At 44.4% G+C, this 26,157-nt stretch carries 27 protein-coding genes, 1 tRNA gene and 3 riboswitches; of the genes, 7 read left to right on the forward strand and 21 right to left on the reverse strand.

Annotated elements, in window-relative coordinates:
• Positions 1-22 precede the first annotated feature (22 nt).
• Positions 23-136: riboswitch (TPP riboswitch) on the reverse strand.
• 385 nt (positions 137-521) lie between these two features.
• Complete coding sequence (sspL, locus tag H538_RS0111195; protein WP_081412636.1) at positions 522-659, forward strand: small, acid-soluble spore protein L; 138 nt, start codon at positions 522-524, stop codon at positions 657-659.
• 26 nt (positions 660-685) lie between these two features.
• On the opposite strand, the gene H538_RS0111200 is transcribed toward sspL, so the two are convergent.
• The 17 genes from H538_RS0111200 to H538_RS0111280 form a co-directional block, all read right to left on the reverse strand.
• On the reverse strand, positions 686-1,981 hold the full coding sequence (locus H538_RS0111200; RefSeq protein WP_026677675.1) for an O-acetylhomoserine aminocarboxypropyltransferase/cysteine synthase family protein: 1,296 nt from the start codon (positions 1,979-1,981) through the stop codon (positions 686-688).
• Positions 1,982-2,073: 92 nt separating this feature from the next.
• A riboswitch (SAM riboswitch) is annotated at positions 2,074-2,182 on the reverse strand.
• A 60-nt stretch (positions 2,183-2,242) separates the two neighbouring features.
• Positions 2,243-2,935, reverse strand: a complete 693-nt coding sequence (locus H538_RS0111205; RefSeq protein WP_026677676.1) for a metallophosphoesterase family protein — start codon at positions 2,933-2,935, stop codon at positions 2,243-2,245.
• 135 nt (positions 2,936-3,070) lie between these two features.
• Positions 3,071-3,634: a nitroreductase family protein gene (locus H538_RS0111210; protein WP_026677677.1), complete on the reverse strand. Its 564-nt coding sequence runs from the start codon at positions 3,632-3,634 to the stop codon at positions 3,071-3,073.
• Position 3,635: 1 nt separating this feature from the next.
• The gene (gene cobA / locus H538_RS0111215; protein ID WP_026677678.1) at positions 3,636-4,418 is read right to left on the reverse strand and encodes a uroporphyrinogen-III C-methyltransferase; all 783 of its coding nucleotides are present in this window, start codon (positions 4,416-4,418) and stop codon (positions 3,636-3,638) included.
• A complete protein-coding gene (locus H538_RS0111220) occupies positions 4,415-5,053 on the reverse strand; it encodes an NAD(P)-binding protein (RefSeq protein ID WP_026677679.1) in 639 nt (212 codons plus the stop codon). Before H538_RS0111220 ends, cobA begins: the two co-directional genes overlap by 4 nt.
• Before the next feature lie 17 nt (positions 5,054-5,070).
• Entirely contained in the window at positions 5,071-6,105 is a 1,035-nt protein-coding gene (gene cobT, locus H538_RS0111225) for a nicotinate-nucleotide--dimethylbenzimidazole phosphoribosyltransferase (protein WP_026677680.1), read from the reverse strand.
• Positions 6,095-7,492: a cobyrinic acid a,c-diamide synthase CobB gene (locus tag H538_RS0111230; protein WP_026677681.1), complete on the reverse strand. Its 1,398-nt coding sequence runs from the start codon at positions 7,490-7,492 to the stop codon at positions 6,095-6,097. Before H538_RS0111230 ends, cobT begins: the two co-directional genes overlap by 11 nt.
• Before the next feature lie 17 nt (positions 7,493-7,509).
• Positions 7,510-8,634: a cobalt-precorrin 5A hydrolase gene (locus H538_RS0111235; RefSeq protein WP_026677682.1), complete on the reverse strand. Its 1,125-nt coding sequence runs from the start codon at positions 8,632-8,634 to the stop codon at positions 7,510-7,512.
• Complete coding sequence (gene cobM, locus H538_RS0111240) at positions 8,631-9,410, reverse strand: precorrin-4 C(11)-methyltransferase (protein WP_026677683.1); 780 nt, start codon at positions 9,408-9,410, stop codon at positions 8,631-8,633. The genes H538_RS0111235 and cobM overlap by 4 nt, the downstream gene beginning before the upstream one ends.
• Positions 9,410-10,117: a precorrin-2 C(20)-methyltransferase gene (gene cobI, locus H538_RS0111245; RefSeq protein WP_026677684.1), complete on the reverse strand. Its 708-nt coding sequence runs from the start codon at positions 10,115-10,117 to the stop codon at positions 9,410-9,412. The genes cobM and cobI overlap by 1 nt, the downstream gene beginning before the upstream one ends.
• Complete coding sequence (locus H538_RS0111250; RefSeq protein ID WP_026677685.1) at positions 10,114-11,328, reverse strand: bifunctional cobalt-precorrin-7 (C(5))-methyltransferase/cobalt-precorrin-6B (C(15))-methyltransferase; 1,215 nt, start codon at positions 11,326-11,328, stop codon at positions 10,114-10,116. The genes cobI and H538_RS0111250 overlap by 4 nt, the downstream gene beginning before the upstream one ends.
• Positions 11,312-12,424, reverse strand: coding sequence for a cobalt-precorrin-5B (C(1))-methyltransferase (locus H538_RS0111255; RefSeq protein ID WP_026677686.1), 1,113 nt, complete (start codon positions 12,422-12,424; stop codon positions 11,312-11,314). The genes H538_RS0111250 and H538_RS0111255 overlap by 17 nt, the downstream gene beginning before the upstream one ends.
• Before the next feature lie 2 nt (positions 12,425-12,426).
• Positions 12,427-13,074: a precorrin-8X methylmutase gene (locus H538_RS0111260; RefSeq protein WP_026677687.1), complete on the reverse strand. Its 648-nt coding sequence runs from the start codon at positions 13,072-13,074 to the stop codon at positions 12,427-12,429.
• Positions 13,075-13,088: 14 nt separating this feature from the next.
• The gene (gene cobK, locus H538_RS0111265; RefSeq protein WP_026677688.1) at positions 13,089-13,859 is read right to left on the reverse strand and encodes a precorrin-6A reductase; all 771 of its coding nucleotides are present in this window, start codon (positions 13,857-13,859) and stop codon (positions 13,089-13,091) included.
• Positions 13,860-13,865: 6 nt separating this feature from the next.
• Positions 13,866-14,756: a sirohydrochlorin chelatase gene (locus H538_RS0111270; protein WP_026677689.1), complete on the reverse strand. Its 891-nt coding sequence runs from the start codon at positions 14,754-14,756 to the stop codon at positions 13,866-13,868.
• Positions 14,757-14,777: 21 nt separating this feature from the next.
• Positions 14,778-16,448 carry a precorrin-3B C(17)-methyltransferase gene (cobJ, locus tag H538_RS0111275; protein ID WP_026677690.1) on the reverse strand — a complete coding sequence of 557 codons (1,671 nt, stop codon included), beginning with the start codon at positions 16,446-16,448 and terminating at the stop codon, positions 14,778-14,780.
• A 32-nt stretch (positions 16,449-16,480) separates the two neighbouring features.
• Complete coding sequence (locus H538_RS0111280; RefSeq protein WP_026677691.1) at positions 16,481-16,852, reverse strand: (2Fe-2S) ferredoxin domain-containing protein; 372 nt, start codon at positions 16,850-16,852, stop codon at positions 16,481-16,483.
• Between the two features lie 160 nt (positions 16,853-17,012).
• A riboswitch (cobalamin riboswitch) is annotated at positions 17,013-17,203 on the reverse strand.
• Between the two features lie 220 nt (positions 17,204-17,423).
• Here H538_RS0111280 and H538_RS0111285 point away from each other — a divergent pair.
• From H538_RS0111285 to H538_RS0111310, 6 genes are all read left to right on the forward strand, one after another.
• Positions 17,424-18,785, forward strand: a complete 1,362-nt coding sequence (locus H538_RS0111285; RefSeq protein WP_026677692.1) for an MATE family efflux transporter — start codon at positions 17,424-17,426, stop codon at positions 18,783-18,785.
• 215 nt (positions 18,786-19,000) lie between these two features.
• Complete coding sequence (locus H538_RS0111290) at positions 19,001-20,866, forward strand: terpene cyclase/mutase family protein (RefSeq protein ID WP_035350633.1); 1,866 nt, start codon at positions 19,001-19,003, stop codon at positions 20,864-20,866.
• Between the two features lie 68 nt (positions 20,867-20,934).
• Positions 20,935-21,011: transfer RNA gene (locus tag H538_RS0111295), tRNA-Pro, on the forward strand.
• A gap of 218 nt (positions 21,012-21,229) precedes the next feature.
• A complete protein-coding gene (locus tag H538_RS0111300) occupies positions 21,230-21,850 on the forward strand; it encodes a DUF47 domain-containing protein (RefSeq protein ID WP_026677694.1) in 621 nt (206 codons plus the stop codon).
• A gap of 14 nt (positions 21,851-21,864) precedes the next feature.
• A complete protein-coding gene (locus tag H538_RS0111305) occupies positions 21,865-22,866 on the forward strand; it encodes an inorganic phosphate transporter (RefSeq protein WP_026677695.1) in 1,002 nt (333 codons plus the stop codon).
• A gap of 109 nt (positions 22,867-22,975) precedes the next feature.
• Positions 22,976-23,347, forward strand: a complete 372-nt coding sequence (locus H538_RS0111310; protein WP_026677696.1) for a hypothetical protein — start codon at positions 22,976-22,978, stop codon at positions 23,345-23,347.
• Between the two features lie 39 nt (positions 23,348-23,386).
• Here H538_RS0111310 and dat read toward each other — a convergent pair whose 3' ends face one another.
• The 4 genes from dat to kapB are packed head-to-tail and all read right to left on the reverse strand — an operon-like array spanning position 23,387 to position 25,836.
• Positions 23,387-24,241, reverse strand: a complete 855-nt coding sequence (dat, locus tag H538_RS0111315; RefSeq protein ID WP_026677697.1) for a D-amino-acid transaminase — start codon at positions 24,239-24,241, stop codon at positions 23,387-23,389.
• 43 nt (positions 24,242-24,284) lie between these two features.
• On the reverse strand, positions 24,285-24,557 hold the full coding sequence (locus tag H538_RS0111320; RefSeq protein ID WP_026677698.1) for a hypothetical protein: 273 nt from the start codon (positions 24,555-24,557) through the stop codon (positions 24,285-24,287).
• A 44-nt stretch (positions 24,558-24,601) separates the two neighbouring features.
• Positions 24,602-25,429, reverse strand: coding sequence for an ammonia-dependent NAD(+) synthetase (gene nadE, locus H538_RS0111325; protein ID WP_026677699.1), 828 nt, complete (start codon positions 25,427-25,429; stop codon positions 24,602-24,604).
• A 29-nt stretch (positions 25,430-25,458) separates the two neighbouring features.
• Positions 25,459-25,836, reverse strand: coding sequence for a kinase-associated lipoprotein KapB (kapB, locus tag H538_RS0111330; protein ID WP_035350636.1), 378 nt, complete (start codon positions 25,834-25,836; stop codon positions 25,459-25,461).
• Between the last annotated feature and the right edge of the window lie 321 nt (positions 25,837-26,157).

The raw sequence follows: 26,157 nt of genomic DNA on the forward strand, positions 1-26,157 counted from the left end.
GCAGCATACGAGCAGAAAGATATAGAGTTATAGCTAAAATCCCTCCGCTGGCATTACCCAGATCAGGTTATAGGGTCGGCGCCTATTTGCGGGCACCCTCTCAGCCAGGCCTCTCCCGGCTCCCCTTTATGCTTTTATTGTCATCGTTATTGTAGCAAAGGGGGTGGATGTTGTAAATATCATCCTCCAGATTGGTCAACCTAATAAAGGTTGTTCAAAAAGTCCGGGAAAAATTACCGTCGAATCTCTTCGTTGGCTTGCTTTTGCGCTACTCACGTATAAAAAACGCCATACGCGTTGTACCTGCGTCTATTAGCTTATGCTTGGAAGTAGGCTTCCTCGGTACAAGGCCGCATAGAAGCGGTTCGTGTAGTAGCCTTGCTCAAAGCTTCGCCGCCTCGATCTTCCGACGCACAGGACGTGCTAGTGCCAGCGTTGTCACAGGACGGGACGGTATTAGCTGGCGACGGCTCTTTTTGTCCTCCTTTTTGAACACGCAATGAGAAGGGAGGTGAGTCATCGTGTCTAAGAAAAGCACTGGAAAAGGCAAGGCAGCTTCTAGCGTGAACCCGCAGGGAAAAAGCCCTGACGCTGAATTCGGCATGGAGCCGAAAACCGAGCTTGAAAATCGAGCGAAGAAGAAAAATACGAGGATCTAAAAAAAGCGCCTCTTAAGGCGCTTTTTTTAAACATGTGCTTTCGATGAAATGCCATTTGCTTTGACGATCGCCTGTTCTAGATCTTCAATTAAATCGTCGATATGCTCAATTCCAACCGAAAGGCGAATTAAATCTTCCGTTACCCCAGCTTCCTTAATCTCCTCAGGACTTAGCTGCTGATGGGTAGTGCTTGCCGGATGAATAATTAAGCTTTTTGCATCGCCTACATTTGCTACGTGCGACCATAATTGAACAGAATCGATCACTTTTTTCCCGGCCTCTCTCCCTCCTTTAATTCCAAAGACAACGACGCTACCTGCACCATCTGGAAGATATTTTTGGGCAAGGGATTTGGATGGATGCGTCTCTTGCTCGGGATAGAGTACCCACTCGATGCCGGGGTGATTTTCAAGGTAGCGAACGATTTTTCGCGTATTCGCGATATGTTCTTTCATCCGGACGTGCAATGTCTCAATTCCTAAACTAATTTGGAACGCGTTGAACGGACTAAGCGCTACACCAATATCGCGCAAAAATTGCACTCTTGCTTTAATGATGAAAGCCGCCTTGCCAATGTCTTTTGCATATACAAGATGGTGATAGCTCGGATCAGGCTGGGTGAACCCCGGGAAATTCGGCGAATCCCAATTAAATTTTCCGGCGTCAATTATAATCCCACCGAGTGTCGTGCCGTTGCCTCCGAGCCATTTTGTCGCGGAATGGACGACGATGTCTGCCCCGTGTTCAATTGGCCTGCATAAATATGGAGTTGCAAATGTGTTATCGACAATAAGCGGGATTCCATGCGCATGGGCGATGTCCGCAAACGCTTGAATGTCAAGCACTTCTAAGCTCGGGTTGCCGATCGTTTCGGCGAAAACGGCTTTTGTTTTTGGCGTAATCGCCTCCCTTAACCCTTCTAGGTCGCCAGGTTCAACAAACTTTGTCGTTATTCCGTATTTTGGCAAAGTTGTAGAAAATAAATTGTACGTCCCGCCATAAAGTTTCGAGGCAGAAACAATTTCATCCCCCGAATTGGCGATGTTCATAATCGCGGTTGTAATTGCCGCCATCCCGCTTGAAACCGCGAGCGCCCCGACTCCTCCTTCAAGTTGGGCGACACGTTCTTCGAGTACGGCAACGGTAGGGTTTCCAATCCTCGTATAAATATAGCCTTCTTCTTTTAATGCAAACAAATCAGCTGCATGATCCGTGTTTTCAAACAAATACGCATTCGACTGATGAAGAGGAATGGAACGCGCACCCGTATCGTCCACTTTTAATCCTCCGTGAATGCTAATGGTTTCAAATCGATACCCCATATTTCAACCGTCTCCTTTTTTATTTTTTATACAATAAAAAAACACCGCTCTTGAAAGAAAGAGAGATGTTCGATCCGTAAACGGCACGCTCTCCCTTATCTTTCAAAGCTCATCCGCTTTGCAGGAATTGGCACCTTTCCAGAACATACTGGCGGTTGCCGGGTTTCATCGGGCCAGTCCCTCCACCTCTCTTGATAAGAGCAACGATGTTAAATTATTTATTAAAATACAACACTATTCTGAATTTGTCAAATACGATGATTACTCAACGAAATAAACCTTTTTGCTCGGCAATTCGAGGCAGTTCAGGCGTCCGCCAAAAACAGCTCCTCCGTCAATTCCGATAATTTTGTTATCAGCAAAATACACGTCTGAACAATCATGGAACGAATTCGTTGGCGTATGCCCGAAAATGACTGTTTTGTCACCGTTGTAGCCATTATGAAACTCTTCACGGATCCAAATTAAAACGTAAGGGTCCGTTTCCTGGATCGGAGTGGTCGGGTGAACGCCGCCATGAACAAAAATATAGTCATCCGTTTCATAAAAATAATCAAGATTTTCTAAAAAAGTTTTATGCTCCTCCATCAGCTCGGACTTCGTATGCTCATTGACTGTTGCTATAATTTCCCCCTGTTCAATGCTAAGCGAATATTGATAGCTTTTCAATGTACTCTGTCCACCGTTTCTTATCGTCCAATTATCCCAAACCTTTTTGTCTCCATTCATCGCTCTTACGAGCATATCATCATGATTCCCTTTTAAAACGACAGCCCCGTTTTCTTTTAACTGAATGACCTTTTCAACGACACCACTAGAATCTTCGCCTCTGTCGACATAATCTCCCAATAAAATCAATTGGTCTACGGAAGAATTATAATTAACTTTCTCTAGCAATTGTTCAAACTTCTTCAGTTCTCCATGAATATCGCTTATGGCCAGTGTTCTTTTCACAAAAAATCCTCTTTCTGTCAAAAAGCTTTTTTATCATTATACACTTTTCTCCATAATTTGAATAGTCCAACAGGTTAAAACGAGAAAAAGGGCGTCACCTAAAATCCATCTTTTAGGCGGCCCCCTCTAAATAAATTATAGCCAAATTGTCTTTTCTTCGAAAGGCGTTCGGCGGGTCGCTTTCACTTCTTCTCCTTCTTTCGGATATCCTAGAAAAACGGTTCCTACCACTTTCTTGTCTTCTGGCGAACCGATAAAACGGTGGAGCCTCTCGTCGTGGACGAGCCCGACGCCTCTTGTTCGCCAGACAAACCCGAGTCCAAGATCGCAGGAAGCGAGCCACATCGAATGGATCGCACAACAAGTCGCATATTCATTATCGATAGAGCTTGCTTCATCTCCCGGAATGATGTCTGAAGTAACAACAATGATGACTGGAGTGTTTTTGACGACAGCTAACGAGCTTTCGACTAAATGCGGTTTCGTCGGAAAACGCTCATTTAAATAGCCGGCCGCAATCGCCTCATACTTCTTTTTCGCTTCTCCTCTTATGACGAAAAAGGTCCACGGCTCCCGCAGTCGGTCATTAGGCGCCCATGTCGCCGCTTCAAGCAGTTGCTTGATTTTTTCTTCTTCCACTTCTTTATTTTCATAGTTTCGAATCGCGCGTCTATTTTTTAATGCTTCTAATAGCGACATTTTATCCCTCCGATCCCACTTTATCCGGTTCTATTTTTTTCTCAAACCATTTGATTTTTTCTCTTAATTGGACGACATCTCCCACTAATAAAATGGCTGGATGATTAATTTTCTCCCTCTCTGCCAGTTGGCAAATTGAATCTAACATGCCTGTTACGGTTCTCTGTTTATCCGTCGTTCCCCATTCGATGATAGCCACTTGCGTTTTTGGATCTCTTCCATGTTTCATAAGACTACCAGTAATGTAGCTTAAGTTGCCGACACCCATGTAAAATGCAACCGTATCGATTCCAGTTGCAAGCGCCTTCCAATTCAAGCTGTCCTGTCCTTTTGCTTTTCGGCCATGGCCTGTGACTATCGCAAATGATGAGGCATGCTCCCGGTGAGTGACCGGAATTCCGGCATATGCGGGTGCAGCAATGCCCGCTGTTACCCCCGGTACAATTTCAAATTCGATACCGTGTTCGGCAAGCACTTCCGCCTCTTCCCCCACCCGTCCAAAAACGCACGGGTCTCCTCCTTTTAAGCGGGTAACGATTTTTCCTTCAAGTGCTTTCTCAACAAGCAAATGATTTATTTGCTCCTGGATGAGGGCATGCTTGCCTGGAAGTTTCCCGCAGTAGACGAGTTCCGCATCCTTTTTCGCATGATTAAGCAGCTCTTTATTGACAAGCCGATCGTAAGCGATACAGTCTGCCTTCTGGATACATTCTAACCCATAGACGGTTATGAGCTTCGGATCGCCAGGACCTGCACCGACTAAATATACTTTCCCTTTATTCATCCCGCTCGCCCTTTCTCTATTAACTTAGTAAATTGTTCTTCTCTCTCCTCGTATAGTCCTTGACGTGTCATTTCTAAAAAACGTGGATGCAATAATTCTTTTAATAGTTTCTTTCTTACATGTTGATCCTTAATCTCTCGTTTAACATGCTTTCGGCATTCGTCTAAAAATTCCATATACTCTTCATAACTTTCATCAAAAATGCAGGAAAGGGTCTCGATCATTTGCTTTGCCAAACCCGGGCTTGCCCCGGATGTCGATACGGAAATGCTCAATTTTCCGCGTCTTAACGTCGAAGGCACGATAAAATTGCTTAAATCCGGGCGGTCGACAAGATTGATTAATTGATGATTTTGCGCCGATTCATAAACTCTCAGATTGACACCCGCATTGTTTGTCGCTGCGATAATGAGAAAAGCTTCGCGGCAGTCTTTTTGATCAAACCGTTTATTTTCCCAGCTTAATTTCCCGCTGGAAACCCACTCTTTTACTTGTTCTGTAATTGATGGACTGATGACGGTAATTTCCGCGCCAGAGTGAAGCAATCCTTTTATTTTTCTTTCAGCGATCACACCGCCTCCGACGATAACAACTTTTTTTCCTTTTAAATCCAACATTGCTGGATAATATGTCATATGTTGAACATCCCCTGTTAATTGGTAGAAATGCCGGCTGATGAAAATGTAGCCATTTTTAACATATTAACAGCAAAAAGCAAAATTGGAAAGGCGACAGCAGCGCCAGTTCCTTCACCGAGACGCATTTCTAAATGCAAAAGCGGCTTCTTCCCTAATCGTTCGATTGCGATCTGGTGGCCCGGTTCCACCGACTCGTGCCCGATAATCATATAGTCTTTCGCTTCTGTAGCCATTTCGACTGCGAGTAAAGCAGCAACCGTGCAAATAAATCCATCGACTAAAATCGGAATTTTGTTTTCGGCTGCAGCTAACATCGCTCCGGCCATACCACAAATTTCAAGCCCGCCCACTTTACTGAGAATGTCAAGCGGGTCTTTCGAATCCGGTTTTCTAGCTTGTAATGCTCGCTTGATTACGTCCTGTTTATGTGCGAGTTTCCCGTCTTCAATTCCAGTACCACTCCCAACAAGAAGCGCGATATCTGTGCCTGTCAGAGACGCTAATATCGCGGAACTTGCTGTTGTATTGCCAATCCCCATTTCGCCGGGGATAAGGCATTTGACCCCTTCGCGAATCATCATTTCCGCTTCAGTAAACCCGACATCAATCGCGCGAATGGCCTCCTCTCTAGCCATTGCATCTTCCGTGCAAAAGTTCGCAGTGCCGTATTTGATTTTCCGCTCGACAACGGCTTTGAAGTTCACGTCATTGGCCACGCCAATGTCAACAATTTTTAACCGTGCGCCGATTTGCCTTGAGAAGACGTTAATCGCCGCCCCGCCATTCGCAAAATTTCCGACCATTTGTGCAGTTACTTCCTGAGGAAATGCGGATACTCCTTCTTCTACTATGCCATGGTCAGCGGCAAATACGATAACCCCGGGAGGCGTGACTACCGGATGCGATTGCGATGTGATTTCAGCAAGCTGAATTGCCAGCTCCTCAAGCCGCCCGAGACTTCCAGGTGGCTTTGTCAATGTATCGATATAGGAACGAACCTCTTTCCCTTTTTCTTTATCTACCGGTTGTATGAAACAATCAATGGACATCAAAGGCTTGCTCCTTCCGATCATTTTTCCACTTTGTGGAGGCGCGAATCCACCGCTTTACCATTTGCGGACAAGAAGCAAAATGAAAATGGGTATAACCTGCGATCAGATTGCCGTTCATATATCCTTCTTTCTTGATCCCGCGCATCCCTTTCGTTTCATAGGCGGGACTGAATTTTTCGTCGCTATGGAACGTCGAATAATGAAACTCGTGCCCTTTCGCTTTTTGGCCGTTCTCCAATAAAAAATTTCCTTCCGTACCCGTGATCTCCCGGTATCCGAGCGCTGCTAATTTAGTTTGCATGTTTATCGTCCCGGGAATGAGGCCCACCATTGGAAAGATGGATCCATCCGTTGTCTCAATCGATTGGTTCAAGTACATAAAACCGCCACATTCGGCTAACGTCGGCATTCCGCTTTCTACTGCCCCTCTGATCGATTCCTTCACACGTTCATTTTTCGACAGCCTCTGGGCGAACTCTTCCGGAAAGCCTCCGCCGATGTACAATCCGTGAACATTCGGAGGAACGGGCTCGCCGTTTAACGGAGAAAAATATACACATTCAGCTCCAAAACTTTCCAACAACTCAAGGTTTTCTTCATAATAAAAATTGAAAGCGGCATCTTTCGCAACAGCAATGCGGACATCTTTATTTCCACGAGGCTGGAATAAAGAAGGGCCTTCTGATTCAATTGACGTCGTTTTGGCTGCCTCAAACAGCCCGTCGACATCGACCGTTTCCAAAACGCATGTTGCCAGTCGTTCAAAAAACGGATCAAGCTCTCCGCGCTCTATCGAAGGGACCAGTCCTAAATGCCGCTCCGGAATTTCGATGCCGGATTCCCTCTTTAAGTAACCGAAAACGGGGATCTGGCATTCCTTTTCAATCGCCGTTTTTACAATCCGATAATGCCCAACGCTTCCGACGTTATTCGCGATCACCCCGATGATTCTCGGACCATCTGCAAAACTTTGAAAACCTTTAACGATCGCCGCTGCGCTTCTTGCCATGCTCGCACAATTGATGACAAGAACGACGGGGCTGTCGGTCAAGACGCTAATCTCGGCCGTCGTACCTTCGTTTGTCTCGGGGTTTTTTCCATCGAAAAAGCCCATGACCCCTTCAATGATGGAAATGTCAGCATCCTTAGAACCTCTATTTAATATTTCTTTCACAACATTTTTTTCAAGCATCCAGCTGTCTAAATTGCGGGACGTTCTTTTCGTCACAGCCGTATGGTATGTTGGATCGATATAATCCGGCCCGCATTTAAATCCCTGAACGACATATCCTTTTTTTCTGAATGCTGCCATCAGTCCGATCGTAAGCGTCGTCTTGCCGACCCCGCTTCCCGTTCCTGCGATGACCAATCTTCTATCTGTCATTACTTTCCCGCCTTTTATCATTCAAATGAAATAATGCCTACAGAAATCGTCACATTTCCCGACTTTTTCTTCACGAGAGCGAGCTGTTCGGCGCCAGTGTATAACCGAACAGCAGGTTCGCTCACGCCATAAGCGCCCGTATATTTATAAACGGTATCGGATGGCGCTTCAATTTTCGCCCCATTCAATTGGTCCGGGGAATAATAAACGAACTCCCAGCCATGTTTCCCGACGATTTCGAGCAATCCTTCTTCATCTTTCTTTAAATCAATCGTGCATATCGCTTTAACGCTCTTAATGGAAAATTGCAATTCAAAAAGCGTTTCTTCAATAACTTGTTCAATTTCAGCGGCGGACGTACCGCGGTTGCAGCCGATCCCAAGTCCGATTACTTTCGGGCGATAAAGAACGCCATTATGTAAAATTGATTTTTCTTCCTCCGTCAACAAACGGTGTGTCACGACCAGGGCTGCCTCCGGGTCATATGGGAGCGCCTCTTGTATTGATGAAAAAACACGGATGTTTTTGGGTAGCGGCGTGTCTATATGCCACCAATCCGTTTCGCCCGATTCCTGGATGACTGCGACCCTTTCTTCATTGACGACGGATGCGCTAACCGGCGTTAATTTTTCAGCGGACTCCCATTGCCAGCCGAACCGGGAACCGAATAAATCGACAGGGATCGTCTTTTGCACATCTGATGCGGTTGTAATAATTGGCCTCGCATTAATCGCCGCAGCAACTTCGCGTGTCAGTTCATTTGCTCCCCCTAAGTGTCCTGAGAGTACGCTGATCACATGCTCTCCTTTATCATCGATGACAACGACAGCGGGATCTGTTTTTTTATCTTTTAATAAAGGCGCAATCATCCGGACGACGGCACCTAATGAAATAATGACGATGATTCCTTTATATGATTGAAAAAGAGCTGGAAAAAGAAGACGGACGCTGCCGGTAAACATCTGGATGTTCCGCTCCTTTTCATCCCCTTTTTCAAACTTGGCCATATAATACAGATCGGAGTTGGAAAATGTTGCAGCGAGTTTTCTTGCTAGGGTCACTCCGTGTTTTGTAATCGCAACGATAGCATAACTGTTCGTCTTTTGTATGTTGGCTAACCTGTCTTCACATAATTCAATCATGAAGTTGTCACACCTTTTCGATACCCGTGGGTAAATGAAGCATCGTATAGTTTCGAGCGAAATTCTTCATTTTCATGGATGTTTGGATCAAGCGCCCAACCTGCCAGAATCATCGCGTGTTTGCGGATTCCATTCTTTCTCATGTCTTCATCTAAATGTTCCAAGGTCGTCCTGACAACCAATTGATCGGGCCATGTCGCCCTCTGGACGACGGCAACCGGGGTCTCCTTTTTCCAACCGGCATCGATAAGCTCTTTCACAATCTTTTTCGTCAGGGTCGCACTTAAGAAAAGGGCGATCGTGCAATGGTGTTTCGCCAGATCCTTCAGCTTTTCCAGCTCCGGCACGGGCGTCCGCCCTTCTGCTCTTGTCAAAATTACCGTCTGGGTCAATTCCGGGATGGTCAACTCTGCTCCAATTGTGGCCGCAGAAGCAAATACAGAACTAACACCCGGTATGATTTCAACCTCAATACCTTCCTTTTTCAAAAGCGAGATCTGTTCCATAATGGCGCCATATACGGACGGATCGCCTGTATGTACACGGGCAACGCATTTTCCTTGTTTCACCCGTTCGGCCATAATCTCTACCATTTCCTTTAAATGCATTCCCGCCGTCTTCAAAATTTCAGCCCCCGGCTTTGCCCTTTCTATTAAAGTATCATTGACTAAAGAGTCAGTATAAAGAATCACATCCGCCTCCTGCAAAATCTTCAATCCTTTTACCGTAATTAAATCCGGGTCACCGGGTCCTGCACCAATCAAGTAAACTCTCACTATTTTCTCACCACCATTAGCGTTAAATATTCAAGCTCCGTGCCTTCCAATTCTTCCACGTTCCAAATGACTTCTTCTTCCGACGTCACTTTTGTAACGACTTGAGCCTTGTCTATAAGATCTAAATCTTTCAATACCCGGAGCATCAAGTCGATCACTTTCGCCACTTTTAAAAAGATGACGCAATCATTTTCTTCAATCACGTTTTTCATGGTTTCATAGTCATCTCTTGCAGGAACGATGGCGACTTTTTCATCCCCGTCTGCAAGAGGGAGCGAAAGGCGTGATGCCGCTCCATTAATGGACGAGATGCCCGGGACCGTCTTTATATTGACTTCAGGGTGGCGCTTTTTCATCAGCTTCATCATATGGATGAACGTGCTGTAAAGAAGCGGATCGCCTTCCGTCACAAACGCGACATCCTTCCCCTCTTGCAATTTGTCCCAGACGAGTTGTACCGTCTTTGTCCATTCCCTCTCCAGGGTTGTTTCATCTTTTGTCATCGGAAACACTAATCCGAGCATTTCTTTCTCACCGGGCTTGATATACACATCAACGATTCGATGGGCATAGCTTTTGCTTCCTTTTCTTTTTTTCGGATAAGCGATGACCGGTGAATCCTTGATCACCCGAAATGCTTTGACAGTAATAAGCTCAGGATCGCCCGGCCCAACCCCTAATCCGTATAACGTGCCATATGCTGTCATTCTTCTTCCCCTTCCTTTCTGTAGGCCGTAATAATGTAAACCGGGTTTAACGGAACAAAACGCGTCATTTGCAAAATCGGCTTGCTTCTCGAAACTTGAACGAGGCTAATTTCCGTCTCATATCCCGCCTCATGAAACGTTTCTTTGGCGATGTAAAGATTCTCGATCGTCGCTGCGTTTAAAACGATCCGTCCCCCTTTTTTCAGGCGCGAACAGCACGTATGAATCAACTCTTTTATTTCCCCGCCTGTTCCGCCGATAAATACCGCATCGGGATCGGGGAATTGCTCCAATCCTTCTGGCGCCTTTTGGTTGATGACCGTAAAGTCTGTCCGGAATTTCCTCTGGTTTTTCAGGCAGTTTTCAATGTCGGCTTCATTTTTTTCAATCGCATATACTTCCCCATCCGTTGCGATTTTTGCCGCTTCAATGGCAACGGAGCCCGTGCACGTGCCAATATCCCAAACGACGCTGTCTTTTTTCAAGCGTAAGGCCGAAATGCTCAAAATACGAATTTCCTTTTTCGTGATCAATCCTTTGTCCGGCTTGCGCTGAAAAAACTCTTCGTCATCAATGCCCAACGGCCATACAGGCCCCGGGGATCTTTTCTTTAAAATGACAACATTCAATGGCGAAAATTCACGGTCCGTTAATTCAGAAAGTTCAAACCAGCCGCATTTTTCATCTTCGCCTTCCAAATTTTCCGCAACGAATGCCTTATATTCAGTGACCCCGAATGAAAGCAAGTAGCTTGCGATTTTCCCCGGCGTATTTTCTTTATCCGTTAAAATAGCGATTTTCGGCTTGCCGTCGATCCGCTGGACGAGGCCATTCAAGCTCCTCCCGTGAACGCTGGTGAAATAGGCATCTTGCCAGCTTTCGCCCATTTTTGCAAAGGCAAGCTGGACAGAGCTTAAATAAGGGTAGACTTCGACTTTCACTTTCTTTGATAAGTAGCTGCCTATTCCGTAAAAGAGCGGGTCGCCTGAAGCCAATACAACCGCATCTCTTGATTCATGTTGAAGTCGTTCGACAATGCTTTTCAGTCCCCCTCTAATTGCGACTTTTTCACCATTGTAAGCTGGAAAATAAGATAATTGCCGCTCTCCTCCAAGCAATACTTCGCTTTCCTCAATCCATCTTATAAGCGTTTGAGGAAGACTTTCTTTGCCGTTATTTCCGATGCCGATAATTTTAACCGTTTGCGTCAATTCGAACAGCCCTCCCTAATAATTGTCCTTTCATCGTGTAAATGGCCGTTTCGATTTCCATGCCGCCATTCACCTCGTTTAAACCACTTATGCAGCAGGCCTCACATAGCTTTTCAAAAAACGTCTGGCACCCCGCCTCAAGCATTAAGTCGCCTACCTGTGAAGCGGTGTTCGCCTCTTGAATTTCCGCAATAAGCTTCTCCTTTGCACCTGCCGCTTTCGCTGTTTCAGCAAGAAAACCAAAATCGACCGGGGCGCTTTTCGAATGGACCATCATGACCCCTTGCGCAATTTTAGAAAACTTGCCCATCATGCCGACAAGGGATACTTTCTTGATGTTTTGCCGCTTGCATTGTTTAAGAGAAAAGCCGACGAAATCGCCCATTTCAATAAAGGCTTCTTCCGGCAGATGGGTAAGGAGCTCCATCGCGAATTTTTCGCTCCTTCCCCCCGTTGTAAGGACGACATGATCGCATCCGCTAGCACGTGCGACGCTGATCGCCTGAACGATACTAGCTTTATATGCGGCTGTCGAAAACGGAACAACGATGCCCCGCGTCCCCAATATAGAAATGCCGCCAATGATTCCAAGCCTCGCATTTAACGTTTTCTTGGCGATTTCCTCTCCGTCCGGAACGGAAATGACGATTTTAATCCCTTTTTCCACGTCAAATTCATTAAGTACGTTCTCTGCAGTCGTGATAATCATTTTCCGCGGAACGGGATTGATGGCCGCCTCGCCGACAGCGACGGGTAAGCCTGGTTTTGTCACTCTTCCGACACCTTCGCCTCCATCAAGAATGATGCCCCGCTCGCCGCTCCATGTCACGGTAGCAACAATTCGCGCCTGATGAGTGGCATCAGGGTCATCTCCGGCGTCTTTAATTGTTTCAGCGACGGACATGTCCCCATTCACTTCACATTTTTCGATTTTAAAGGTCGCTTCCTTGCCAATCGGCAAACGAATGGTCGCTTCCTTCTGAGGTTCATGAGTGATCAAACCTATCAATGCGGCTTTTGCTACAGCTGTTGCGCAAGCCCCCGTCGTATAGCCGTGCCGCATGTTAGATGGATCTTTTTCTTGCTTTTTATTCATCTTTACACCTGTTCTGCGATGAGAGAAAGTGCATTTAGTGCAGCAACTGTAATTGTACTTCCGCCTTTCCGACCGACGTTCGTGATAAACGGCACATCCAATTTAGCCAGCTCTTCTTTCGACTCGGCCGCAGAGACAAATCCGACCGGGAGACCGATGATGAGGTCTGGTTTCGCGATGCCTTCTTTAACTAACCGAATAAGCTCAAGTAAGGCCGTCGGCGCATTTCCGATCGCATATATGCCGCCTTCATTTTCTTTTATCGCTTTTCTCATCGAGATGATCGCCCTTGTTGTATCCAATTGTTTTGCCTCTTCCATTACATCAGGATCGGATATGTACACATTGATCGATCCGCCATGTTTTTCAATCCGTTGTTTGGTGATTCCGACTTGCACCATTTGCACGTCACAAATGACATTTCTCCCTTTCTTAATGGCGCTTACTCCCGCTCGGATGCTATCGGGGTGAAACAAGATGCTTCTTCCAAGTTCAAAGTCGGCAGAAGCATGGATAATGCGCTGGACCACCGGATACTGCTCCTCCGTAAAAGGATGGTCGCCAAGTTCTTCAGTGATCATTTCAAAGCTTTTCCCTTCAATTAATTGAGGCTGCACCGTAATCGGCTTAAATTCTGTTTTAAAATCCATCGTTATTTCGCTCCTTATCCCATGTTTACGAGACTTTTCAAGTGATCAATCACGCTTTGAAAATCGGAATAAACGGTTCCATAGTTGATTTTTGGACGCTTAATCATAATCGTTTCAATCCCCGCTTCAAGTGCTGCTTCCAGCTTTTCATCGACCGCTCCTCGTTTTCCGCTTTCTTTAGTAATCATAAGCGTCACGTTATAGTGGTCGAATAGCGCTCTATTCAGTTCCTTTGAAAATGGCCCTTGCATCGCCACGATGTTTCTTTGTTCAATTCCTAGCGCCTCGCATTTTTCCATATTGTCTTTGCGCGGAAGCATGCGGGCAATGAGCCTTGTGCCCTCCACTTCTCTCAACCGATTGGCAAAAATGTGAAGGGTTTTGCTCCCGGTCGTAAGCATAATGACGCCTTTTTTCGTTGCTGCAAGGTCTGCCGCTTCCTCATACGAGCTTGCGAACGTTATCTTCTCATGGCGGAAGTTTTGCGTTTCCCGCTCATAACGGATGTATGGGACGTTCGCACATTTCGCGCCGTTTACGGCATTTTTTGACGCCTCTTCGGCAAACGGATGGCTCGCATCGACGACCGCCTGCGCTTTCCTCTCCTGAATGAGGGCTGCCATTTCGGAATCTGTCAATCTGCCGACACGCACGTCCAATCCAACATCGCTCAAACTTTTTCCTGCATTTTCCGTTACAACGGTCGTTAAAACGTTAAACCCGTTTTCTTTTATTTTTAATGCGAGTTCTCTTGCGTCACTCGTCCCTGCCAGCACTAAAATCATTTCGTTTCACCTACTTTCGTGAACATGATGATGCCCATGATGGTGATGATGTCCATGATCATGGCCGTGATCGTGATGATGGTGGTGATCAATATGCTCCATCGCGTTAATACGGTACTGGCATGTATCGCAGTTCATTTTCACTTCGCCCTCTAGCGCTTCTTCCACTCGATCTTTGATGATCTTCTGTAGCTTTGGGTGGAAGCCGAAATAATCAGCCAAAAGAAATTCGTTGTTCGGGTATTCGTTCTTGAACCCCTCGAGCATCTCGGCCATCCGGTTCATCAATATGCCTGTAAATAAAAAGTACGGCAGCAAAATCACTTTTTTCGCCCCGAGCTTCAGGCAGCGCTCAACCCCTTCATTGACTAGCGGTGAAGTCACGCCCATAAAAGCCGGCTCGACCCACTTAACGTTCCACCTTTCCCATAGCAATCTAGAAATCTTGTAAAGATCGCTGTTGGCATCAGGATCGCTTCCTCCCCTACCGATGAGAAGGACTGCGGTTTCTTCATCTGGTTCCTTTGCATCAAAACCGATTGTCTTAAGACGGCTGTACAAAATGTCCGCTGTTTCTTCGTGAATGCCGATCGGGCGGCCATAAGTGAATCCGATGTATGGATACTTGTCCCTGGCCTCGTCAATCGTGGCTGGAATATGTATTTTTGAATGTCCCGCCTGGAGCAAAATTATCGGTATGACATATACATGGCTTGCCCCTTTTTTTGCACATTGGTCGATTCCTTCCATGATCGATGGCGAGCCAAATTCGAGAAAACATGTTTCAATAATGAGATCTTTGCCCAGTTTTGGCGTAAGCAATTTGATAAACGTTCTTACTTCTTCATTTCCTTCTTCCAACTGGCTCCCATGCCCTACAAACAATATAGCCTTCATTTAGCTATCCTCCTAAAAAGCCTACTCTCCGCATGGAGCCGGCTCAAGTTTGATTTTTGGTACGATCTCTTGATGCTTGAATCCTTTAATTTCTTTTACTCGTTTGAAAAACTTGTAAAATCTTTCATTCGGATGTCCTTTTTCTTGATAGAATTCGATAATGTCAGCCACTAAATCTACTAATTGATCAGGCTCAATTCCTTCTGCGACAGGCTGGGCCGGATGAGCCGTCCTGCCTGCAGGTTTGGCGCCTAAAAACAAATCAAACTTTCCTTTCCGATAGACGATCCCGATATCTTCCATAACCGCTTTATAGCATGCCATGCCGCACCCGTTAAAACCGATGTTCATTTCTTTCGGAAGCGCCATTCCTCCAAGCCGTTCTTGAAGCTCCTCGGCATATGGAATCGATTCCGCCTTTTCCCCATCGCAAAAATCGCAAGCCTTCACCGTAAGCACATCGCCGATCGGCATTAGAAGGAAGCCGGCAGAATGCAACTTCTCTGTTACCATATCTGGATCTGTTGTCGGAATGCGCAAGACGATCTGGTGATTTGGCGTATATTCCATGCTTCCGTTTGATCCAACAACTTCCGCAAGAGTGATCATTTGCTCCGGTGTAAACCGCTTATTCGCGACCCCCGGGCTCACCGCCAATTCAAAAATGGACTCGATTGGCTGCCCGGCCGTTATGAAGGATTTTTCAGCGCTTCGTTCTTCTTTATCAACCATGCCTAACGCTTCAAGAGCCAATTCCAAAGAGTCATTTGCATCCGTTTTTGATTTCGGGGGCAAAAGGGCAGCCATCGTGCTTTCTTTTCGTTCATTGCCTGTTTGCGACTCGCCAGTTTCGTCTTCCTGTGATAGTGCCCATGGCTCTGCTTCCCTAGATAAACGCTGGTGCGGCTTCAGCCGTTGCTTCTCGCTATTTAGCGTATATTTTCTTTGATAACCCCTTGGCGTGATCATTTTTCCATCGTAAAGAAACGTCGAAGAATTGCCGATAATGACCGTCGTCAACATGCCGATGTCATGATCAAGCATTTCTTCCAGGTTCGTGATAACGACTTGCTGCCGCTCGCGATAGGCGCTTTTCACAAGCCCTACCGGCGTCTTTGGATCACGGTATTTTAATAAAATTTTTTGTGTTTCAACAATTTGCCGCGTTCTGCGCCCGCTTTTCGGATTGTATAAAGCGATGACAAAATCGGCCTGGGCTGCTGCCTCGACCCGTTTTTCGATCAGACTCCACGGGGTTAAATGGTCACTTAAGCTAATCGTGCAGGCGTCATGCATAACGGGAGCCCCGAGCAATGAAGCGCATGAGTTGATGGCCGATATTCCCGGAATGATTTCAACCGCTACACCCGTCTCCTCTTTCCACCCTTTTTCGATCAACACTTCAAAAACGAGTCCGGCCATGCCGTATACGCCTGCATCCCCGCTTGAAATGACGGCGACTTTCCTCCCTCTTTCGGCCTGTTTGACCGCTTCCTGGGCTCTTGATACTTCTTCCGTCATTCCAGTGCTTACAATTTCTTGATCGTCAATCAGCCCTTGAATTAATTCCACGTACGTTTTGTAACCGATAATCATATCGCTTTCTTGTAGCGCCTCTTTTGCCCGTGCTGTAATATGTTCAAAATGGCCGGGACCGAATCCGACGATGAACAGTTTTCCTTTTTGTTCCATTTGCATCCCTCCTTTGTTGTTCACCATCTTTTTTACGTTTTTGAAATGCCAGCGAACGTTACGTTGTTGTCGACTGGCGCCATTGCCCCGCGTCTAAATTCGTAAGTTGTAAATGGCTGCAAACACTTAAGTTCATCTTCCGCCAGCTTTCGGACCATTTCTCTCCCTCTCTCCGGTGTCATACCGTTTAACCATGCGCCTTGCGGGTAAACGATAACGACGCACGCATCTTTGCATCTCCCATTGCAACGCGTTCTTGTCGTATGAATTTTCGAGTCGATGCCAAGCGATGCGATCTCATCGCGCACCGCTTGTGTCACCTCTTCTCCCCCTTTCCTCATACAGCTCGATCCATTACAAATCAAAACATGATGCTCAGTTCCTGTTAAATTCCAGGTCGTCATAGGGCCACCTCTTTACTATTTTTCACCTTCAACTGCAGCTAGTCTTTTAAAAATAAAAAGCACCTCAAGCTTTTGGAAGCTGGAGGTGCTAACATGCATAGCAGAAAAAATGACTAAACTAGTAGTCTACCGCCATTTTACTCCTCCCTCCGAAAAGCAAATGAAACAACATTTAAAAGCAGGTCTCCTGGCTTTGCGCATCATCTTACTTTTGTCCCTTCCCGGCGATTAGAGCCAGTGGCATCGACAATTTCATCAGCGCTTACAGTAGCGGGGGCTGCATCGGATTCTCACCGATTTCCCTATTATCCCTGGAAGTTCATCCCGGGCACTCTTAAATGCAATTATTCGGTTTTCACTGTATTGATAGAATCGAACAGTTTCTATGATATAACATTCTAATAAATTTTAAAATAGAAAAACTTTATTTTAGTGAAAATGCTCGTTTAGCTGGATTTATAAATCTGAATTTTATACTAAATTGAAGCAAAAATCTTATATTTTGTCATAAATGTATGTTACTATCCTTTTATTGAGCTTTTATATTACACACAAATGAGGATTGAAAGCAATGAATCAAACATCTTCTGTTCGGCAAAAACTAAGGCAATTGCTAATTATTTTACTTCCAATTCTAGTCACGCAATTAGCGTTGTATGCGATGAGTTTCTTTGATACAACGATGGCCGGGCATGTCAGTCCGGATGATTTGGCGGGTGTGGCGATCGGCGTCAGTATATGGACTCCTGTCAACACCGGATTAAGCGGCATATTGCTTGCTTTAACACCGATCATTTCGCAGCTTGCCGGCGCAAAAGAGAAAGACAAAGTGCCGTTTAAAGTTATCCAGGGCATATTGCTCGCTGTCTTTCTTTCCATCGTTATTATTGTTTGTGGCATTTTTTTATTGGACCCGATCCTTGATCATATGGATTTGGAAAGTCACGTGCGCGATGTTGCCCGCCGTTTTTTAATCGCCATTTTCATCGGCATAATACCGCTTTTTGTGTACAATGTTTTGCGCTGCTTCATTGATGCATTAGGGCAAACCCGCGTATCGATGATGATTACACTTTGTGCCCTGCCAATCAATGTCGGACTAAATTATTTGTTGATTTTCGGTAAATTCGGCTTTCCCCGCCTCGGAGGGGTCGGTGCCGGTTACGCATCTGCGATCACATATTGGTGTATCGTTTTCATTGCGGTCTTTGTGATTCACCGCATGAAGCCATTTGCGGATTATCACATATTCAAACGGTTGTACGGCGTTTCTTTTGCTGCATGGAAAGAGCAATTAAAAATCGGTGTTCCGATCGGATTTTCGATTTTCTTCGAAACGAGCATATTTGCAGCCGTTACATTGCTTATGAGCGAGTTCGATACAGCCACGATTGCGGCACACCAATCAGCGCTTAACTTTGCCTCGTTCTTGTACATGGTTCCGCTTAGTATCGCCATGGCCCTCACCATTGCGGTCGGCTTTGAGGTCGGGGCAAAGCGATTGAAAGACGCAAAAACGTACAGTTATTTAGGAATCTCGATAGCGGTCATAATGGGGATGCTGTGTGCAATTGGTTTATTCATCTTCAACGAGCAAGTGGCGTCCATCTATACGAATGACAGCCACGTTCTTCAATTGACCAAACACTTTTTAATTTATGCGATTTTCTTCCAACTCTCAGATGCGGTTGCCGCCCCGATCCAGGGAGCGCTGAGAGGCTATAAAGATGTGAACATTACATTTATTTTAGCTTTCGTTTCTTATTGGATCATCGGCCTTCCAAGCGGTATTGTCCTTGCTAAATTCACTTCATTTGGCGCATTCGGCTATTGGATCGGCTTAATTTCCGGTCTCGCCTTTGGTGCGGTCTGCCTTTCCGTCCGCCTTGCCCGCGTACAAAAGAAGGACATCGAGCTTCAGCAAGTTATTTAACGAACCCCCCTCCTTTGAATAGAGGAGGGCCGTCTTTTGCATATTATTCCCACTTTCATTTCATACTGTAAACAACATCATCTTCCTATTAGTGCTCCCCATCCCCGGCAAAATATTGCCGGGTGTTTTCTTTTCAATGAACCTTTCCGCAAGTTCCTGCATATTTCATAAAAGGAGAGAATCGTTCGGGAAATCGCAGTGAAAGGGCGACGTGTATGAATCGGTTAAATAAGGTAAAAAAAGAAATAGAGCGCCGATGTACGGAGCTTCTTCGCTTACAATCTGAAGACGGGTCATGGAGATTTTGTTTTGAAAATGTCATATTAACAGATGCGTACATGATTATTGTAATGCGCATGTTTGAATGGAAAGATGAAACCTTAATAAAACGACTTGTATCTCGCATTTTATCCAAACAAGAACGCGATGGGACGTGGAAAGCGTATCCGGATGAAAAAACAGGCAATTTATCTGCAACACTTGAAGCTTATACAGCCCTTCTTTACTCCGGTTATGTACAACCTCATTCCCCCATGTTAAAGAAAGCGGAGAGATTTATTAGAGAAAATGGCGGCATAAAAAAATCGGGTCTCTTGACTCGTGTTTTCTTTTGCTTCAACGGCCTTTATCCATGGCCGGACGTTCCAATCAATCCGACTATTCTTTTCAGCTTGCCCAAAGGCAGCCCGCTGAATTTCTATGATTTCACCAGTTATGCCCGGGCTCACTTTGCACCGGTCATGCTCGGAATTCATCGCAAATTTACAATGATTAACCGGTGGACGCCAGACCTGTCTCATTTAAACGTTAATCACAAACCAAGTACATTATGGGAAGATTTACAAGATCATTATCCTGGCCCTAAATGGCAAATGAAAGCCAACCGGCCATTAACATCTACTGATCGTCTTGCGGAAGATTATATATTGGATCGCATTGAAAGCGATGGGACGCTGTTAAGTTATGCCACTTCCACCTTCCTCATGGTTTACGGACTTGCCGCCATCGGATATGAAAAAGATTCACCAACCATCGTTCGTGCCATTGAAGGATTGATTTCATTACAATGCAAGATAAATGGCCATATTCATATTCAAAATTCCCCGTCAACGATCTGGGACACCTCTCTCGTCAATTATGCGTTGCTCTCAAGCGGCATATCACCTTCTCACCCGCAAATGAAAAAGACGTTGCTCTATTTATTAAAAAAACAACAGACAAAACCGGGCGATTGGATCATTCATAACCGCCATGCGCTTCCAGGTGGATGGGGATTTTCCGAAAGTAATTCGATGCATCCGGATATTGATGATACGCAGGCGGCACTTAGGACGTTAAAAAGATATTCACCCTATAGCAGCAAAGTGAAACGTTCCTATAAAAAAGGGTTGCATTGGTTATTATCGATGCAAAATCGGGATGGAGGATGGGCGGCGTTCGAAAAAAATACAGACAAAAAATGGCTCTCCCGCCTCCCGATCGAAAATGCTGAAGATACGCTTACCGATCCGTCCATGCCTGATTTAACCGGGAGAACGCTGGAGTTTTTAGGGAATTATGAAGATATGAAGCTCGATCACCCGATTGTAAAATCGGCTGTTCAATGGTTAAAGAAAATGCAAAAAAAAGACGGCTCCTGGTATGGCCGTTGGGGAATTTGCTTTATTTACGGAACATGGGGGGCCATTACCGGCCTCAGAGCAGCGGGCACACCCATTCAGGATCCATCCATCCAAAAAGGGATCAAATGGCTGACAGCTATCCAAAGACTTGATGGCGGATGGGGGGAATCATGCGAAAGTGACATCTATAAAAAATACATTCCCTTATCGTATAGCACCGTCGTGCAAACCGCATGGGCGCTTGATGCTTTAATTTCCGTCCATCCATACCCGACAGAAGCGATCGAATGCGGAATTGATTTCCTGTTAAATAAAGAGAACTATACGTATGAAAAAACCCATTATCCAACAGGCGAAGGGCTTCCAGGCATATTTTATATGATCTATCATAGTTACAGTTACATTTTTCCATTACTAACGTTAAGCCATTATTATCGGAAATATAAAAATGTTGATTAAAGTTGAATCACGATATTTGTCTTTTTCGCTTTTTTCATTTATATTAAAAATGGAATAAAAAATTGAATCGGGATGTGGCGTAGCTTGGTAGCGCGCATGCATGGGGTGCATGAGGTCGCAGGTTCAAATCCTGTCATCCCGACCATTTTTAAGGCGGCTTAATCAGCTGCTTTTTTTACTTTTTATGGGTTTGGATATACTGAAAAATGAATACTTTATAGTTTATTTTCAAAACTTGTTTATCTTTTTTCTCATTAACGGTATAATACCATTGGTTTGCAAAAACTGACGGCTTTCGCAAACATGGTTTGCCGGAAGTCAAATTTTTCTAATCTTTTTCTTGATAATTGGAGGGTTTTGTACATGATTTTTTCTTCAAAAAAAGATTTATTTTTGGACTTACTGTCGAATATTGCCGATAATGTCCAGGAATCCGCGCAGTATTTTGTCGATTGTAAAATAAGCTGCGAATCCGATTTAACCGAATTTGCGAAGAAAATGAAGGAATATGAATCAAAAGGAGACAAGTACATCCACGAATTAATAGTAAATCTAAATAAAACGTTTATTACCCCACTTGAAAGAGAAGATATATTGGAACTGGCAAATAAAATGGATGACATTTTGGATGGAATGGAATCATGTGCTTCCCGTTTTGAAATGTATTCCATTACGAAACCTGATGACTATATGGTGAAATTTGCAAACTATATACTAGAAGCTTCGGTCGAAGTCGCTCAATCAACGAAATTGTTAAACAAAAAGAAATTGATGGACATTCGCCCGCATGCGATTAAAATCAATTATTTAGAATCTGTCTGTGACGAATTATTGCGCGAATGCATTAAGAGCTTGTTCACGAACGAAAAAGATCCGATTAAAATCATGCAATTTAAGGAAATTTACGAAACGTTAGAAGCAATATCCGATAGCACGGAAGACGTTGCTGACACTCTCGAAACCATCATCATGCGCAATGCCTAAAGGAGTATTCAGCTATGGATATGACGCTTTTCATTATCGTATTGATCGTTATTTTCGCCTTTGCATTTGATTTCATCAACGGGTTTCATGATACGGCTAATGCAATAGCCACGTCTGTTTCCACTAAAGCACTTTCGCCGAAAGTTGCTATCGTATTAGCTGCCAGCATGAACTTTATTGGTGCCCTGACGTTTACGGGGGTTGCCAAGACCGTCAGCAAAGACATCGTTGACCCTTTCACGATTCATAACGGGCTCGTTGTCGTGCTTTCCGCGCTTATTGCGGCGATCGCCTGGAACTTGATTACATGGTATTATGGGATCCCAAGCAGTTCTTCCCATGCGATTATCGGCGCGATTGCCGGGGCAGCCATTTCAGCCGCCGGTTTTCACGCCATTCAATACAGCGGATTTATTAAAATTATAGAGGCGTTAATTCTTTCACCTTTTATCGCCCTGGCCGTCGGCTTTATTATGATGACCATCTTTGCATTGATTTTTAAAAACGCAAATCTTTCAAAGACGAATCGAGGATTTCGCACGTTCCAAATTTTCACTGCTGCTTTGCAATCATTCTCTCATGGGACGAATGATGCGCAAAAAGCGATGGGGATCATTACGCTGGCCCTTATTTCTGGCAAATTCTTAGAAGCCGGCAGTGATGTACCTGACTGGGTTCGTTTAGGTGCCGCAACCGCAATGGGGATCGGAACATCAATCGGTGGATGGAAAATCATTAAAACCGTTGGCGGAAAAATAACAAAATTGCAGCCAGTAAATGGAGCAGCAGCTGACCTTTCGTCTGCCCTTATCATTTTCACGTTCACTGCTTTGCACTTGCCCGTCAGTACGACACATGTTATTTCTACTGCGATTATGGGCGTAGGCTCGGCGAAGCGGGTTAAAGGGGTTAAATGGGGAGTAGCTAGAAAAATTGTTATGACCTGGATTATCACCCTTCCTATTTCTGCATTAATCGCCGCAGGAATCTATCAGGTACTTAATTTATTTTTATAGAAGTAACCCTTGAAGAAATCTTCAAGGGTTTTTTAATTATCTTGTCTATACGCTTCAAGTGGTTAATGCATATAAATAACTATGCAGAAAATCGAGGTGAACACGCTCTATGCATTCAAATCATGTTCAATCGTCTGATCGTTTTTTTCCGTTTGGCGGTTATGATCCTTTTCAGAAAAATGGAATGAATGGCTTAGGTCAAATGAATCCTTCCTACCCAAACATGAATCAAACACAAATGCCTTATTTCAATCCATATGCGAACGCCAGCCAGGGACATCCTCAATATCCGAATCAATTCCCACTCGGAGCACCCCCCTATTATCCGATGGGAGGCGGGCAAAACCCGGGTCCATTCAAACAACTCTTTTATACGCCAAACGGGCAATTTGATTTCGGAAAAACATTCAATAATTTGAATACTGCAATTGGAGTGGCCAAGCAAATCGGCTCCATCGCTTCCCTTTTTAAAATCTTTTAAAAGAGAACCTCTTTTATTTTATGAGGTTCTCTTTTATTTCTACTTCATGTGACAAAGTGCGCCGATTTTTTCTTTCAATTTTTCTTGCAATAACCTGGTGACTTTACCAATTTTATATTCACTAGCTATGTCCCCCTCAATGGAGACGACAGGTGTAATTTCCATCGTTGTGCTCGTAATGAATACTTCATCAGCTCCGGCTAATTCCTCTATTGTGAACGCTTCTTCACGCACGTTGAGTTTTAGTTCTTTTACGATGTCCAATACAAATTGTCTTGTAATTCCGTTTAAAATATAGTGATTTGCCGGGTGTGTTTGCAAGACATTATTTTTGACAATAAAAAGGTTGGATGAAGATCCCTCCGTACAAATCCCGTCACGGTGCATTAAAGCTTCCGAGCAGCTGTAATCGGCAGCTTTTCGTTTAGCCATCGTATTGCCGAGCAAATTTAAACTTTTGATATCACATCGAAGCCAGCGAATATCTTCCGTTAAAAGGGCGCGAATCCCCTTTACCTGCGCTTCTTTTGGCGGGTTCATTTCTCTTGCGAAACCTGTCACGATCGCCTCTGCATCCCGTTCATATAGATGATTTCTCGGACCTTTTCCCCTTGTCATTTGAATATAGACAATTCCATTTATTATATTATTCTTCTCAATTAATTCGTTTATTAGTTCGGCAAATTGACCATTCGTAAATGGCTGATTCATTTCAAGCTTACGGGCGCTGTTTTGAAAACGGGTAAAGTGTTCCTGTACAGCAAAAGGACGGCCATTGTATACAAACATGACTTCATAAATGCCATCCCCGAATAAATACCCTCGATCCTCCATATCGATCGCGGCATTTTCCCGATTGATCACTGCATCATTATATAAAACATATTCTTGCATGTTTCTCCCCCCTGGAAAATGATTCGATGAAAAAAGAAAGGCTTTATTCCTTCCTATTTTCATCGGCAACTTTTTTCGCCGAGACTACTTTATTCTTTTTAAGAACGACTTCATACGTCTCGTTCCCGACCTTCACAATAAAATTATGATCATATTGGCCTTTTAACTCATCTTCAATTTTAAAGTCTTTTTTAAAGTAATCATGAATCCCGCTAATATCAGCTTTTCTTGCATTTTCTCGCGTAATGGTCGAAGAAACAAAATAAACGAGAAATAGAAACGTTCCGATAATGACAATTTTTGCAGTTTTACTCAAGGTTAACCGGCTCCTCTTTTATTATATGGCAACAAAGTTTAAAATTACTGTTTCCACCAATCATCGAAAATGGAGGTCGGCAGCTGGCGTTTATGTTCGGTCATTATGTAGCGCTTCTCTAGTTTTTTTCGCGCATCGTCATTGATTTCTTTTCCTTCTAAATAATCATCAATTTCTTCATATGTTACGCCGAGCGCATGTTCATCAGGCAAAAGCGGTTTTTCGTCTTCCAAATCAGCGGTAGGAATTTTCATATAAATTTTTTCATCTGCGCCAAGTTCCTTTAATAACGCTTTACCCTGCCGTTTAGTAAGTCCAAATAACGGTACAAGATCGCATGCGCCGTCACCATGTTTCGTATAAAATCCGGTAACTGCCTCTGCCGCATGATCCGTCCCGATCACAAGCAACTGATAAGCGCCAGCAATGTCATATTGAACTTTCATTCTCTCTCTTGCTTTTTCATTTCCCTTAAGAAAATCTGACAGCTTCATGCCAGTCGCTTCTTCAAAAGAGTAAACGGACGCATCAACAGCCTTTTTAATATTAACGGTAATCGTACGATCCGGACGGATAAAACGAAGTGCCCGCTTTGCATCTTCTTCATCTTTTTGAACGCCATAAGGCAACCTGACAGCGATAAACTGATAGTCCTCACCCGTTTCTTTACGCAAGCTTTCAACAGCAAGCTGGGCAAGCCTGCCTGCCAGGCTTGAATCCTGTCCGCCGCTTATACCAAGAACAAAGCCTTTCATACCCGTCTTTTTTAAATAATCTTTCATAAACTGAATGCGATTTTTTATTTCATTTTTCGGATCGATTTCGGGTTTCACATGAAGGGCATCAATGATTTTTTGTTGTAAGTCGTTCATTTTGATCATCCTTTCACTTCATTCTTTCATTAAATATGGTAATCTTTTTTTAATTGTTCAAGCTCATGGATACTCCGTTTTGCCCATTCGCTATTCTCTTCACTTAACTTCTTGAGCTCTGTTTCAAGCGCCGCTTTTAATGAAGATGTATAATCGGGAACTTCCCCCGAATATGGTTTTACCGTATGTATCGGCGCCCATGTTTTTTCCGTAAAGGCCAGCGCTTTCCGCTGCTGGAAAAAAGGGACGTCCGCCTGTTTAGGGTGGTGAAGATCACCCTGCATCGGATGTTTTAAAACAGCTAAAATGTTGATTAACGCTTTATTTTCTCTAATCTGTACGATTTCGCCAATATATTTACCCGTCTTATACATCGCTGTTACATACTGCCCGATTTCTAAAGCCATTTTACTTTTATCCTTTCTTTACACACCATTTTAAAACCCTTTCCAGTATACATCATACCACTTTTGACGAATCGTTAAAGGGATGAACGTGAAATTTTTTCTCTTCAATGGATGTGACAAAACTCAAATACCGGGGTACGGTATAAAAGATACACCCTTGTATATTTATACACCGCAAAATACGATTAAGTTATCCCCTGAAGGCGGCAGTTATCCACACACCTCATCTGTTATAGTGTGTAACACCGGCTGTTATACTCGAGAATCTGTACTAATCAATCGGCCAGTCTGTTATAATCGAGGTTTATTCGTTATTTCCCG

It is taken from the genome of Fictibacillus gelatini DSM 15865 (genome assembly GCF_000430745.1).
Taxonomy (GTDB): Bacteria; Bacillota; Bacilli; order Bacillales; family Fictibacillaceae; genus Fictibacillus_A; species Fictibacillus_A gelatini.